This window comes from Ruegeria sp. PrR005 (assembly GCF_010500245.1).
In the GTDB taxonomy this organism is placed as follows: Bacteria; Pseudomonadota; Alphaproteobacteria; order Rhodobacterales; family Rhodobacteraceae; genus Ruegeria_B; species Ruegeria_B marisflavi.
Genome location: NZ_JAAGOX010000005.1, coordinates 52,914 through 65,871, shown reverse-complemented (window position 1 = coordinate 65,871; position 12,958 = coordinate 52,914). Strand labels below are relative to the sequence as shown.

Sequence of the window (12,958 nt, the reverse complement as noted above, 5' to 3'; positions counted from 1 at the left end):
TTTAGGTGTAAACCCGCGTCAGTTCGAAACGACGTCGACCTTTTCATAACCGGCGGTGAAGCCCTTGAGTGACATCTTCAGGCGCACCACCTGGTCCGGTGCCGGGGCCGGGACCAGCGAGACAACCGCCTCGGCCCCTTTGCGCATCGCGTCGATATCGCCCTGCGTCAGACCGATCTGTGCCACGCAACCGATCGGGTTGCAGAAGGAATAGTTGTAGCGTTTTCCCGGGGCGCCGTTGATCGAGATGGTCAGCTGCGCCGGCAACAGGGTTTCCAGCGGCACGATGACGGTGGCACCCGCCACGGCAACGCCGCCTTCCTCAAGCCGGAACATCGAGAATTCGGCCATCGGGTTGCCCTGGTCGTCGGTCAGGATCTGCAACAGCGAACAGGGATCGGTTTCTTCCTCGGTCTTGATGCAGGCGAGGTCCCAGTCACCGGATTTTTCCTTGGAGTACCGCTGCCCGAGTTGCGGCTCGGCCCCGACCGGTTGTCCCAGGTCGAGAAGCTGATCGGCGGTCTTTTCCTGAGCCGCCGGGGCCGCTTCGCCGGATTGGGCGGTGTCCTGCGCCGAAACGGCGGTGGCCAGCGCAAAAAGGGCGGCGGAAAGCGAAAACAGGGTCTTGGTCATGAATGCCTCATCAGGAGAATGGCTGCTCAATGTCCGTCTATCATGCGCGATCAGGACTGTCAGGCGCAAACACGCGGCCAAGCAGGGAAATGCTGATGCCTGCCGAAAGCAAGAAAGGGAACCCGCAGTCGGGTTCCCTTTCCTATTTTGCTCCCCGTCGGACTGGCCGACTTAGTGTTATGGCGGGACGTTACGAAAGCCGTGCCATTGGGTCAACAGCTAAGACGGAGTTTTGGGCGAAATACAGCCAAATACCTGTCTCTGCACCGTTTTTGACCATCCAGTCGAAAAAAGCCGTGCCCGAAGGCACGGCCAGTCTGACAGGGAGGAAGCCCCCGTCCGGCACAAGGCCAAAGGGGCAATTGGGACTATCGCAGCCAAAGGTTAAGTTTGTATGGTCTGGGTGAAACGATAGAATTTGAGGCAAGAACCCGATGGACGGAAAGATTTTTCTTGGCGGCGGCGGACCCGATTACGAGGTCGGCCAATGGCTGGATCTGAAATACGCGAACCGGCACGGCCTGATCGCGGGGGCAACCGGGACCGGCAAGACGGTGACGCTGCAAATTTTGGCCGAGGGGTTTTCGGACGCGGGCGTGCCGGTGTTCATGGCGGACGTGAAGGGCGACCTGTCGGGGATGGCGAAGTCGGGGTCGGCGGCACACAAGCTGCATGGGCCGTTCACGGAACGGGCGGAAAAGATCGGGTTCGAGGGCTATGACTATCGCGCCTGCCCGGTGACCTTCTGGGATCTCTTCGGAGAGCAGGGGCATCCGGTGCGGACCACGGTGGCCGAGATGGGGCCGCTGTTGCTGTCGCAACTGCTGGAGCTGAGCGAGGCGCAGGAAGGGATCCTGAATATAGCGTTCCGGCTGTCGGATGAGGAGGGACTGCCGCTCCTCGACCTCAAGGATTTGCAGGCGCTTTTGGTCTGGATCGGTGAGAACGCCAAGTCGCTGTCGCTGCGCTATGGCAATATCTCGACCGCCTCGGTGGGGGCGATCCAGCGGCGTTTGCTAGTTATCGAGAACCAGGGTGGCGACCGCCTTTTCGGCGAACCGGCGCTGGATCTTGCCGACCTGATGCGCACCGATTCCGAGGGGCGCGGCATGGTCAATATCCTGGCCTCGGACAAGCTGATGGCCTCGCCCAAGCTCTATGCCACTTTCCTGTTGTGGCTCTTGAGCGAGCTGTTCGAGGAACTGCCCGAGGTGGGCGATCCGGACAAGCCGAAACTGGTGTTCTTCTTTGACGAGGCTCATTTGCTGTTCGATGACGCGCCCAAGGCGCTGATCGACAAGGTGGAACAGGTGGCGCGGCTGATCCGGTCCAAGGGGGTGGGGGTCTATTTCATCACCCAGAACCCCGCCGATGTGCCCGAGGATATCCTTGGCCAGCTGGGCAACCGCATCCAGCACGCGCTGCGCGCCTTTACCGCCAAGGATCGCAAGAACCTGCGGCTGGCGGCGGAAACCTATCGCGAGAACCCCGCCTTCGATACCGAGGATGCGATCCGGGACGTGGGCGTGGGCGAGGCGGTGACCTCGCTGTTGCAGAAGAAAGGCGTGCCCGGGATCGTCGAGCGCACGCTGATCCGGCCGCCCTCGTCCCAGTTGGGGCCGATCGGTCCGGCTGAGCGCCGGGCGATCCTGAACAGTTCCGACATGGCAGGGAAATACGACACGCCGCTCGATCGCAAGTCGGCCTTCGAGATCCTTGCCAAACGGGCCGAAATGGCGGCACGGGAAGCGGAGGACGCCGAGGTGAAGGCAGAGGAGGCAAGCCCCTGGGAGCGCGAATACAACTCGGCCCGCCGTTATTCCGGCAGCCGGGTGAGCCGGTCGTCGTCGCGGGCGCCGAAGCGCACCAAGAAAGAGGATACACTGACCAGCGCCATGGGCGAGGCGGTGATCAAGGAGCTGAAGGGCACCACCGGCCGCCGCATCGTGCGCGGCATCCTGGGCAGCCTGTTCAAGGGGCGGTGATGGGGGCTAGTGGCGCTGTTGTTTGAACAGGATGAGTTCGAGCAGGGCCAGCCAGGGCAGGTAGAAGCCGAAGTTCATGAACAGATCGAAGGCGCCGGAGAAGTCCGGCGTCGACGCCAGCCCGTCGGTGGCAATGTACCAGATCGTGTATTGTACCCGGTAGAGCCATGATCCGATGGCAAGAACGAACAGGCGCAAGGCCCAGCGCCTGTGGTGTTCGATGTCGCGCGCGATGGCAAAGCGAAACGCCTGTACGGCCGCCAGGCCGGTCAGGCCACCGTACAAGGCAAAGCCCGCATCCATGGCCGTGCCGCCGACCGTTCCGCGCAGGGCGATGTAGATCAGCCCGGCCAGGGCCGTGAGAATGGCGCACAGGATCAGCAATCTGCCGGTGGCCCGGTGCACAGCGGGCCAGTTTCGGCGGAGCCAGGGGAACAATTGCAGCGGCGCAAGGAAAGACAGGAGCGACCCGGCCAGCATATGAACAAACACGGATATGTTGGTTAGCCAGGCGCCGGCCTGGACCAGATAGGTCTCGCCGGACAGATCTTGGATCAGGCCCGCCAGGCCGAACCGGGCTGCGTAGATTGCAAAAGGCAGGATTGCCAGCATCAGGAGCAGAAGGCCGGCGGCGTAGGCCGCCGGCCTGGATTTTTCGCGCCAAGTTGGCGGGGCTACCCCATCACGCGGCTCATTTCTCGGGGATCAGCCCGCGCGGGCTGAACCTGAGCACCAAGAGGAGGATGACCCCCATGGTCAGCAGGCGCATATGGGCGGCGCTGTCGATCAGGTGCGATTTCAGCGCGCTGCCCTCGGGCAGGCCGAAGGTGATCACGTTCATCAGCCAGAGGCCCAGCGGCTCGACCTGGACCCAGAGGAACCAGATCAGCATCGCCCCCAGCACGGCGCCGAAGTTGTTGCCCGAGCCGCCGACGATGACCATCACCCAGATCAGGAAGGTGAAGCGCAGCGGCTGGTAGGTGCCCGGTGTCAGCTGGCCGTCGAGCGTGGTCATCATCGCTCCAGCGATGCCACAGACGGCAGAGCCCAGAACAAAGACTTGCAGGTGGCGGCGGGTGACATCCTTGCCCATCGCCTCGGCCGCGACCTCGTTGTCGCGGATTGCGCGCATCATCCGGCCCCAGGGGCTTTTCAGTGCCATTTGCGCCATCCAAAGGAGGACCAGCAGCACCACGGTGAAGAGGACCGAGTAGCCGAGCTTGACATAGAGGGTCGAGGCGGTCACCGGGTCGAGGCCAAGAGAGGCCGCGCTTTCCACGAAACCGGGATCGTTTTGGAGGTCGATCTCGTAGGGGACGGGGCGGGGCAGGCCGATCACGTTCTTGACACCGCGTGCCAGCCAGTCCTCGTTCTTCATCACCGCGATGATGATCTCGGCGATGCCCAGCGTGGCGATGGCGAGGTAATCGGAGCGCAGACCGAGTGCCGTCTTGCCGATGAGCCAGGCCGCGCCCGCGGCCAGCAGGCCACCGGCGGGCCAGGCCAGGAGCACAGGAAGGCCCAGGCCGCCGATATTGCCGGCGGCGGCCGGGTTGATCGCCTCGACCGCCATGACGTTGGGATCGAACACGGCGCGGTAGATCACGAAACCCGCGATCAGCACCACCAGGACGGTCAGCGCCCGGTTGCGTCCCTTGGGCATCCGTTTCGTCGCCATAACGGCGGCGAACACGGTGGCGGCACCCAGCAGCAGCGCCAGAACGATGCCCCAGCCACCCGCGGACCAGGCCTCGGGCGAGAGCGGTTCGGACACCAGCACCACAGCAAGGCCGCCCAGCGCCACAAAGCCCATGACGCCGACGTTGAAGAGGCCGGCAAAGCCCCATTGCAGGTTGACGCCAATCGCCATGATGGCCGAGATCAGCCCCATGTTGACGATCAGGATGGCCGAGTTCCAGCTTTGCATGAAGCCGGTGATCACGACCAGGGCGGCTACGCCCAGGAACAGGGCGGTATTTTTCACTGTCTCGGTCATACCGCTTTCCCCTTGAAGAGGCCCGTAGGCTTGAACAGCAGCACGATCAGCAGGATGACGAAGCTGACCGCGAACTTGTAATCGGTGCTCAGGAGCTGGACGAGGCCGTCTGGCTCCATCCCGGCGGGGGCGAAGTAGCCCAGCACCTTTTTCCAGGCATAGGTCACGGTGACCTCGGAAAAGGCGATGACAAATCCGCCCGCGATGGCGCCCAGCGGGCTGCCCAGACCGCCCACGATGGCCGAGGCAAAGATCGGCAGCAGAAGCTGGAAGTAGACGAAGGGCTTGAAGCTCTTGTCGAGGCCATAGAGCACGCCCGCCGTGGTGGCGAGTGCCGCCACGATCAGCCAGGTGTACATCACCACACGTTCCGGGTTGATGCCCGACAGAAGCGCCAGATCCTCGTTATCGGAATAGGCGCGCATCGACTTGCCGGTGCGGGTCTTGTTGAGGAACCAGAACAGAAGCGCGACACAGATCACCGCCACGACAACGGTCAGCGCCTGGGTGGACTTGATCGCCAGCCCCTCTTCCAGCCCGGTCATCTTCTTGAAGTCGCGGGCCGAGATCAGGAACCGCTCGCCATCGGCGAAGTTCTGGTCGTTGGGGCCGATGATGAAGCGGACAAGCCCGTTCATGATGAACATCACGCCCATCGACACGATGACCAGGATCACCGGCTTGGCCTTTTGTTCGCGGTAGAAGCGATAGACCATGCGGTCGGTGACCAGAACCAGGGCCATGCAGCCGAGGATGCCAAAGGGCAGGGCCAAAAGCGCGGTCGGCAGCGGGCCAAGGCCGACGCCCATGGATTGCAGCCACCAGGTCACCAGCACGGTGATCATGGCGCCGAACGCCATGGTGTCGCCATGGGCGAAGTTCGAGAACCGCAGGATGCCATAGATCAGCGTCACCCCCAGCGCGCCCAGCGCCAATTGGCTGCCATAGGCGATGGCGGGGATCAGCACGAAGTTCGAAAGCGCCACGAAGGCGTTGAGAAGGTCCATGTCTCAGCCTCCCAGGAAAGATTTGCGCACTTCGGGATCTTCGAGCAGTTCCTTGCCGGTGCCGGTAAAGGCATTGCGGCCCTGAACCAGCACATATCCCTTGTCGGCGATGGCGAGCGCCTGTTTGGCGTTCTGCTCGACCATCAGGATCGGCAGGCCGGTGCGGCTGACCTCGATGATGCGGTCGAACAGCTCGTCCATCACGATGGGGCTGACGCCTGCGGTCGGTTCGTCGAGCATCAGCACCTTGGGCTTGGTCATCAGCGCCCGGCCCACGGCGACCTGCTGGCGCTGGCCGCCGGAAAGCTCGCCCGCCGCCTGATAGCGCTTCTCGCGCAGGATCGGGAACAGGTCATAGACCTGTTCCATGGTCTCGCGGATGTCGTCGCGGCGGATGAAGGCGCCCATTTCTAGGTTCTCTTCGACCGTCATCGAAGTGAAGATGTTGTTGGTCTGCGGCACGAACCCCATGCCCTTGACCACACGGTCCTGTGGCGTGAGCTTGGTGATATCCTCGCCATCCAGCCGCACCGAGCCTGAGCGCACGTCGAGCATGCCGAACACCGCCTTCATTGCGGTCGATTTGCCGGCGCCGTTGGGGCCGACGATGACGGCGATCTCGCCCGGGTTCACCGCGATGGTGCATTCATGCAGGATATCGGGGCCCTTGCCATAACCGCCGGTCATGGTGTCGCCGATCAGGAACGGACCGCCGTCGACCTTGGTCGTGGGGCCGCTCTTGCGATGGGCGGGGGTCATGGTGCCGATGCCGTGAGGGTTGGTGATCGAGGCGTCCTTGTTGCCGCGACCGTCCTGATAGGGATTGCCGCTCATGCGCCTGCCTCCAACTTTTCCTTGTTCTTCAGGCCGGTGCCCAGATAGGCCTCGATCACCTGCTCGTTGGCCTTGATCTCGTCAAGCGTGCCCTTGGCCAGAACCCGGCCTTCGGCCATGCAGATGACGGGATCGCAGATCTTGCCGATGAAATCCATGTCGTGCTCGATCACGACAAAGGTATAGCCACGTTCCTTGTTGAGCCGCAGGATGGTGTCGGCGATGGTCATCAGCAGGGTGCGGTTCACACCGGCGCCGACCTCGTCCAGGAACACGATCTTGGCATCCACCATCATGGTGCGGCCCAGTTCCAGCAGTTTCTTCTGTCCGCCCGAGACCTGGCCCGCCTTGTGATCGGCCAAGTGGCTGATGGTCAGGAACTCCAGCACCTCGTCGGCCTTGGCCCTGAGTGCGCGCTCCTGGTCGGCAATGCGCTTGCGCCCGAACCAGGTGTTCCACAGCGTTTCGCCGATCTGCCCGCCGGGCACCATCATCAGGTTCTCGCGGCAGCTCATCGAGCTGAATTCATGCGCGATCTGAAAGGTCCGGAGCAGCCCCTTGTGGAACAGGTCGTGCGGCGGCAGGCCGGTGATATCCTCGCCATCCATGGTGACCTTGCCGCTGGTGGGCGGAAGGACTCCGGCGATCACGTTGAACAGAGTGGTCTTACCGGCTCCGTTCGGCCCGATCAGGCCGGTGATGGAGCCCTTGGCGATTTCCAGCGATGCACCATCCACCGCATGGAACCCGCCGAAGTGCTTGTGCACGTCTTCGACGACGATCATGTTATCCCCCGAGGCCGCATACAATGCGCAGCCCTGTTGTTGTTGCCTCATCCCCCGTGCGAGGTGCGGCCTTTTGTCATTGAAACAGCCCGGACACAAGGCCCGGGCTGCTCTTCAGTACATCATCGCAGGGCGATCAACGGAATTTGGCCGTGGTGATCTTGCCGCCATCAACCTTGATCTGGCGGTAGTTGCCGGCGCTTTCGCCGGGTCCGATCAGCTCGACCGCGGTTGCGCCGACATAGTCGACATCGCCGCCGTCCTTGATGATCTGCAATGCCTTGGCCAGTTCGCCGGGATAGATTTTCTCACCCGGTGCGTTGGCGACATGCATGACGTGCTCTTTGTAGTCGGCCGAGTCCTTGGAGTTTGCCGCCTGCATGGCGAGCAGGATCAGGGCCGCGGCGTCATACGCTTCGGGAGTGAAGGGCGAGGTGGCGTCGAAGGCGCCGGCCACGATCTCTTCGTACTTGGACACGCCCGGGCTGTCGGTGCCGGGATGCTGGCCGGTCGAGCCGTCGATCTCGTCGCCGAAGTTCTCTTCGAGCTTGGCGCCGATCATGCCGTCGGGGAAGTGGAAGGTGTCAAACGCGCCCGAGTCGATGGCGGAGCGCACGATGCCCGAACCGCCCTGGTCGACGTAACCGGCAACCACCAGACGCTCGCCACCGGCGGCGGCCAACGCGCCGACTTCGGCCGAGTAGTCGGCCTTGCCGTCTTCATGCGCGGCCGAGATGGTCACCTTGCCGCCGGCGGCTTCGAATGCCCCCTGGAAGCTGTCGGCCAGACCTTTGCCATAGTCGTTGTTGGTATAGGTCAGCGCGACTTCCTTGATGCCTTCTTCCATCAGGATCTCGGTCATCACGACGCCCTGGCGGGCATCCGACGGCGCGGTGCGGAAGAACAGGCCGTTGTCTTCGGCGGTCGACAGAGCGGGCGAGGTGGCCGAGGGCGAGATCATCACGACGCCGTTCGGAACGGCGACGTTCGACAGGATCGCACCGGTCACGCCCGAGCAGTCGGCGCCCATGATGCCGTCAACCTTGTCCGAGGTCACCAGACGTTCGGCGGCGGCGGTAGCGGCAGCAGCGTCGACGCAGGTCGAGTCGGCGCGGACCGAGGTCACGGTGGCGCCGTCCAGCAGCAGACCGGAGTCGCTGACTTCCTTCATCGCCAGTTCAGCGCCGTCGGCCATCGACGGGGTCAGCGATTCGATCGGGCCGGTGAAGCCCAGGATCACGCCGATCTTGACTTCCTTGGCGTGACCACCGGCAAACGCGGCGCTGGCCATCAGTGCGGAGGCCGCAGTGGCCGTAAGCAGTTTTTTCATGAGTTACTCCCTTGTTGGAACGCAATCGTTCTGCAACGAAATTAGGCAAGCTGCGGGAAAAAGGAAAGTCCTAACGAAAAAGTGGTTTTGCAGGGGAAATCGCCTAGGTTTTGTTGGGAAACCTGCGGTGATGGTACCGCTGCCACAAGAGGTTGGAGCATGTTTTCCCGTTCTTTCGCCGCGTTGATTCTGGCCCTTTCCTTCTTTGGTTCCATCGCTGCTGCGCAATCGGTTCTGACCACATCTGCGGGACAGGTGCGGCTGGAGATCATGGCCGAGGGGCTGGATACGCCCTGGGCGGTTGCACCGCTGCCAGAGGGGGGGGCGCTGGTCACCGAACGCGGCGGACGGCTGGTTCTTGCGCGAGACGGACGGCTTGACCCGGTGGCGGGCGTGCCGCGTGTACGGGCATCGGGGCAGGGCGGATTGCTCGACATAACTCTGGCGCGGGATTTCACGCAAAGCCGCAGGCTGTACCTGACCTATGCCCGGCCGCAGCCGGGTGGCGGCGCCGGAACCGCCGTGGCCGTAGCCCGACTGAGCCCCGACAACCGGCGGCTGGAACAGGTGCGCACGATCTTCGAGGCCGCGCCGGTCAGCAAGGGGGGGCGGCACTTTGGCAGCCGCGTGGTCGAGGCCGCCGATGGCACGCTCTTCGTCACGTTGGGCGACCGGGGCGAGGGCGCCACGGCGCAGGACCGGTCAAATCACAATGGCAGCGTGATCCGCATTCGACCGGATGGCAGCGTGCCGGGCGACAATCCGTTCGTCGGTCAATCGGGTGTGCGACCCGAGATCTGGTCCTGGGGGCATCGCAATCCGCAAGGTGCGGGGCTGGACGGGCAGGGGCAGCTCTGGATCTCGGAACATGGGGCCAAAGGCGGCGACGAGATCAACCTGATCCGCAAGGGCACGAACTACGGCTGGCCGGTGATTTCCTACGGGGTCGAGTATTCGGGCAAGAAGATCGGCGAGGGCACGCACAAGGCGGGGATGGAGCAGCCGCGTTTCTATTGGGACCCGTCAATCGCGCCCTCGGGCCTGCTGGTCTATTCCGGCAAGCTGTGGCCCCGCTGGCGCGGTCATATCCTTGTCGGGTCGCTGAAGTTCGACCATATCGCCCGCCTGTCCGGGGCGCCATTGCGCGCGCCAGAGCAGATCAAGAGCCCTGAGACCGAGCGCGTGCGCGACATCGTCGAGGCGCCCGACGGCACGATCTGGTTCATTTCCGAAGGGCGCGGCACGGTTTACAGGATGCGCCCCGCTTCCTAGGCTGGTCCTGACGCGTCAATGCGGGAGGGCACCATGTGGCGATTGATCTTGGTTCTGATGTTCTTGACCCCTGGCACGGCCAGTGCCGAGGATCGGGTATTCGGCACCTATGCCGAATATGCCCGGTTCGTCGATGACAAGATCATGTCGCGGGATTTCGTATCGCTGATCAACAGCCTGGGCGGTGAGGACGAATACACCGAGGCAGAGCTGAAGGCGACCAATGCGCAGCTGTTGAACGCCATGCCTTTCGATTTCACCAACAGCGCGGTGCTGAAACGGGTGGAGCTGACACCGGACTTCAGCCAGGAAATGCGGGTCTACTGGAACCGGCAGAAGTCCTATGTGTATTTCTATGCCTTCCTGCATCGCCGGGAAGAGGGGCTGGTTGCCCTGAGATTCAACCTTAACACCAACGCCGACAAGATCTTTGACAAGTTCTGATCCGAAACGCCTCCCGCATCTTCACTTTGCCAAAAATACTCCGGGGGAGTCGCCCTGAAAGGGCGGCGGGGGCAGCGCCCCCTCTGCCGTCCCGGTTCAGACCGACAGCCGGGTGCTTTGCGCGCCGCGTTCGCGGTAAGGCGTGGTGTTGTAATGTGCCCGGTAGCATTTCGAGAAATGGCTGGGCGAGGCAAAGCCGCAGGCCAGCGCCACGTTGATCACGCTCATATCGGTCTGCATGAGCAGGTTGCGGGCCTTTTGCAGGCGCAGTTCCATGTAATAGCGTTTCGGGCTGCGGCTGAGATAGCGGCGGAACAGCCGCTCCAGCTGCCGCGTCGACATGCCCACATCCTTGGCCAGCGCGGCGGGCGAGATCGGCTCTTCGATATTGCGCTCCATCATCTGGATGACCTGGCTCAGCTTGGGGTGGCGTACGCCGATGCGGGTCGGCGTCGACAGGCGCTGGGTGTCCTGGTCGGTGCGGATCGAGGAATAGATCAGCTGGTCGGCCACCGCATTGGCCAGTTCCTCGCCATGCTGGTTGGCGATCAGCTTGAGCATGAGGTCGATCGAGGCGGTGCCGCCCGCGGTGGTGATCCGGTTGCCGTCGACCACAAAGACCGATTTGGTCAGGGTGACCTCTTCGAATTCCTCGACAAAGCTGTCCTGGTTTTCCCAGTGGATGGTGGCGCGCTTGCCATCCAGAAGCCCGGCCTTGGCCAGGGTGTAACCAGCGGTGCAGAGCCCGCCGATGACCGGACCGCGCCGCGCCTCGCGGCGCAGCCAGCTGACCACCTTGCGGGTGGTGGCCTTTTGCACGTCGATGCCGCCGCAGACCATCAGCATGTCCTCGCGGCGCAATTCGCCCAAGTCGCTATCGAGCTTGAACACGGTGCCGTTGGAGCAGGTGGCCGAAACGCCGCCTTCGCCAATGACCATCCATTCATAGAGCGTCTGGCCCGCCATCCGGTTGGCGATGCGCAGCGATTCCACCGCGCAGGCGAAGCACAACATCGTGAATTGATCCAGCAGGACAAAAACAAACCTCTGCGGCTTCTTGCCCGAGGTGTCGACTTTGACAACTTGACGTTGTTCTTTCATTGATTTGTGTCCTTGGCTGGCATCCCGCGACCGGTTGGACGCAAGAGCTGTGTCATTTCACATTGGCCAGAGCTTGTTTGCGACGTCAAGGGGCGCAAATCGGATATGGTCACTGCCACATCGTTTTTGTATAGAGGCCACCTGTCGTTATCGTTGCGGAGAAAAGCTATGAGCGAGTGGCAAAAATCGAACTGGCGCGCCAAACCGCGGGTTCAGATGCCCGACTATACCGATCCGGACGCCCTGTCCCAGGTCGAGGCACAGCTTTCCAAATATCCGCCGCTGGTTTTTGCCGGTGAGGCGCGGCGCCTGAAGCGCCATCTGGGGGCTGCGGGACGCGGCGAGGCCTTTCTGCTTCAGGGCGGCGATTGCGCCGAGAGCTTCGAGCAGTTCAGCGCGGACGGCATTCGCGACACTTTCAAGGTGATGTTGCAGATGGCGATGGTGCTGACCTATGGCGCCAAGGTGCCGGTGATCAAGGTGGGCCGGATGGCCGGTCAGTTCGCCAAGCCGCGCAGCGCGCCGACCGAAGTGGTGAACGGGGTTGAATTGCCGAGCTACCGGGGCGACATCATCAACGAGCTGGCCTTCACTCCTGAGGCCCGCATTCCGGACCCGCGCAAGATGTTGCAGGCCTATACCCAGGCCGCCGCGACGCTGAACCTGCTGCGCGCCTTTTCGACCGGCGGTTTCGCCGACATGAGCCGGGTCCATTCCTGGACACTGGGGTTCACCAACGATCAGGACGTGCAGAAATATTCCGAGATCGCCGATCGCATCCAGGACACGATCGACTTTATGGGTGCGGCGGGCATCACGGCCGACACCACGCATGAATTCTCGACCGTTGAATTCTATACCAGCCACGAAGGGCTGCTGCTGGAGTATGAAGAGGCGCTGACGCGGCTCGATTCGACCTCGGGCAACTGGCTGGCAGGTTCGGGGCACATGATCTGGATCGGCGACCGGACCCGGCAGCCGGACGGCGCACATGTGGAATTCTGCCGGGGCGTGCTGAACCCGATCGGGTTGAAATGTGGCCCCACCACCACCGCCGAGGACCTCAAGGTGCTGATGGCCAAGCTGAACCCCGAGAACGAAGAGGGTAAACTGACCCTGATCGCGCGGTTCGGGGCGGGCAAGGCGGGCGAGCATCTGCCGCGCCTGATCCAGGCGGTGCGCGAGGAAGGTGCCAAGGTGACCTGGGTCTGTGACCCGATGCATGGCAACACGATCAAATCGGCATCTGGTTACAAGACGCGCCCGTTCGATCTGGTGCTGCGCGAGGTGCGCGACTTCTTTGCCGTGCATCAGGCCGAGGGTACCATCCCCGGTGGCGTGCATTTCGAGATGACCGGTCAGGACGTGACCGAATGCACCGGCGGCGTGCGCGCAGTGACCGACGAGGATCTGAGCGACCGGTACCACACCGCCTGCGACCCGCGCCTGAATGCCAGCCAGTCGCTGGAACTGGCCTTCCTGGTGGCCGAGGAACTGTCCAAGCTGCGCACCATGCAGCGTCGCCGCGCGGCGGTCTGATCCAAAGCGAGATGGCCCGGTGAGACCGGGCC

12 protein-coding genes are annotated in these 12,958 nt (G+C 63.0%); 4 read left to right on the top strand and 8 right to left on the bottom strand.

All coding sequences use genetic code 11. The annotated features are described in order from the left end of the window. Positions 1 to 18: 18 nt before the first annotated feature. A complete protein-coding gene (locus tag G0P99_RS03825) occupies positions 19 to 633 on the bottom strand; it encodes an invasion associated locus B family protein (RefSeq protein WP_164127889.1) in 615 nt (204 codons plus the stop codon). Positions 634 to 1,067: 434 nt separating this feature from the next. Here G0P99_RS03825 and G0P99_RS03820 point away from each other — a divergent pair, with 434 nt between their 5' ends. Continuing rightward, complete coding sequence (locus G0P99_RS03820) at positions 1,068 to 2,618, top strand: helicase HerA-like domain-containing protein (RefSeq protein WP_164127887.1); 1,551 nt, start codon at positions 1,068 to 1,070, stop codon at positions 2,616 to 2,618. 6 nt (positions 2,619 to 2,624) lie between these two features. Here the strand turns inward: G0P99_RS03820 and G0P99_RS03815 are convergent, their stop codons facing one another. From G0P99_RS03815 to G0P99_RS03790, 6 genes are all read right to left on the bottom strand, one after another. After that, complete coding sequence (locus G0P99_RS03815; RefSeq protein WP_164127885.1) at positions 2,625 to 3,230, bottom strand: DUF2306 domain-containing protein; 606 nt, start codon at positions 3,228 to 3,230, stop codon at positions 2,625 to 2,627. Between the two features lie 79 nt (positions 3,231 to 3,309). After that, complete coding sequence (locus tag G0P99_RS03810) at positions 3,310 to 4,614, bottom strand: branched-chain amino acid ABC transporter permease (protein ID WP_164127883.1); 1,305 nt, start codon at positions 4,612 to 4,614, stop codon at positions 3,310 to 3,312. Continuing rightward, positions 4,611 to 5,621: a branched-chain amino acid ABC transporter permease gene (locus tag G0P99_RS03805; RefSeq protein WP_164127881.1), complete on the bottom strand. Its 1,011-nt coding sequence runs from the start codon at positions 5,619 to 5,621 to the stop codon at positions 4,611 to 4,613. The genes G0P99_RS03810 and G0P99_RS03805 overlap by 4 nt, the downstream gene beginning before the upstream one ends. A gap of 3 nt (positions 5,622 to 5,624) precedes the next feature. Continuing rightward, positions 5,625 to 6,455: an ABC transporter ATP-binding protein gene (locus tag G0P99_RS03800; RefSeq protein WP_164127879.1), complete on the bottom strand. Its 831-nt coding sequence runs from the start codon at positions 6,453 to 6,455 to the stop codon at positions 5,625 to 5,627. After that, the gene (locus G0P99_RS03795) at positions 6,452 to 7,240 is read right to left on the bottom strand and encodes an ABC transporter ATP-binding protein (RefSeq protein WP_164127877.1); all 789 of its coding nucleotides are present in this window, start codon (positions 7,238 to 7,240) and stop codon (positions 6,452 to 6,454) included. Before G0P99_RS03795 ends, G0P99_RS03800 begins: the two co-directional genes overlap by 4 nt. A gap of 136 nt (positions 7,241 to 7,376) precedes the next feature. Continuing rightward, complete coding sequence (locus G0P99_RS03790) at positions 7,377 to 8,570, bottom strand: ABC transporter substrate-binding protein (RefSeq protein ID WP_164127875.1); 1,194 nt, start codon at positions 8,568 to 8,570, stop codon at positions 7,377 to 7,379. Positions 8,571 to 8,729: 159 nt separating this feature from the next. Between G0P99_RS03790 and G0P99_RS03785 the strand changes: the two genes are divergently transcribed. Next, positions 8,730 to 9,842: a PQQ-dependent sugar dehydrogenase gene (locus G0P99_RS03785; protein ID WP_164127873.1), complete on the top strand. Its 1,113-nt coding sequence runs from the start codon at positions 8,730 to 8,732 to the stop codon at positions 9,840 to 9,842. 33 nt (positions 9,843 to 9,875) lie between these two features. Beyond that, entirely contained in the window at positions 9,876 to 10,286 is a 411-nt protein-coding gene (locus tag G0P99_RS03780; RefSeq protein WP_164127871.1) for a hypothetical protein, read from the top strand. Positions 10,287 to 10,382: 96 nt separating this feature from the next. Here the strand turns inward: G0P99_RS03780 and G0P99_RS03775 are convergent, their stop codons facing one another. Then, positions 10,383 to 11,387: a GlxA family transcriptional regulator gene (locus G0P99_RS03775; RefSeq protein WP_164127869.1), complete on the bottom strand. Its 1,005-nt coding sequence runs from the start codon at positions 11,385 to 11,387 to the stop codon at positions 10,383 to 10,385. Positions 11,388 to 11,555: 168 nt separating this feature from the next. On the opposite strand from G0P99_RS03775, the gene G0P99_RS03770 reads away from it, so the two are divergent. After that, a complete protein-coding gene (locus tag G0P99_RS03770; RefSeq protein WP_164127867.1) occupies positions 11,556 to 12,926 on the top strand; it encodes a class II 3-deoxy-7-phosphoheptulonate synthase in 1,371 nt (456 codons plus the stop codon). Positions 12,927 to 12,958 lie beyond the last annotated feature (32 nt).

Excerpts from the sequence above, each read along its gene's own strand:
- G0P99_RS03805 (WP_164127881.1), bottom strand. The coding sequence starts at position 5,621 with ATGGACCTTCTCAACGCCTTCGTGGCGCTTTCGAACTTCGTGCTGATC.
- G0P99_RS03770 (WP_164127867.1), top strand. The coding sequence starts at position 11,556 with ATGAGCGAGTGGCAAAAATCGAACTGGCGCGCCAAACCGCGGGTTCAG.
- G0P99_RS03790 (WP_164127875.1), bottom strand. The coding sequence starts at position 8,570 with ATGAAAAAACTGCTTACGGCCACTGCGGCCTCCGCACTGATGGCCAGC.
- G0P99_RS03785 (WP_164127873.1), top strand. The coding sequence starts at position 8,730 with ATGTTTTCCCGTTCTTTCGCCGCGTTGATTCTGGCCCTTTCCTTCTTT.
- G0P99_RS03780 (WP_164127871.1), top strand. The coding sequence starts at position 9,876 with ATGTGGCGATTGATCTTGGTTCTGATGTTCTTGACCCCTGGCACGGCC.
- G0P99_RS03800 (WP_164127879.1), bottom strand. The coding sequence starts at position 6,455 with ATGAGCGGCAATCCCTATCAGGACGGTCGCGGCAACAAGGACGCCTCG.
- G0P99_RS03825 (WP_164127889.1), bottom strand. The coding sequence starts at position 633 with ATGACCAAGACCCTGTTTTCGCTTTCCGCCGCCCTTTTTGCGCTGGCC.
- G0P99_RS03820 (WP_164127887.1), top strand. The coding sequence starts at position 1,068 with ATGGACGGAAAGATTTTTCTTGGCGGCGGCGGACCCGATTACGAGGTC.
- G0P99_RS03775 (WP_164127869.1), bottom strand. The coding sequence starts at position 11,387 with ATGAAAGAACAACGTCAAGTTGTCAAAGTCGACACCTCGGGCAAGAAG.
- G0P99_RS03815 (WP_164127885.1), bottom strand. The coding sequence starts at position 3,230 with ATGCTGGCAATCCTGCCTTTTGCAATCTACGCAGCCCGGTTCGGCCTG.
- G0P99_RS03795 (WP_164127877.1), bottom strand. The coding sequence starts at position 7,240 with ATGATCGTCGTCGAAGACGTGCACAAGCACTTCGGCGGGTTCCATGCG.
- G0P99_RS03810 (WP_164127883.1), bottom strand. The coding sequence starts at position 4,614 with ATGACCGAGACAGTGAAAAATACCGCCCTGTTCCTGGGCGTAGCCGCC.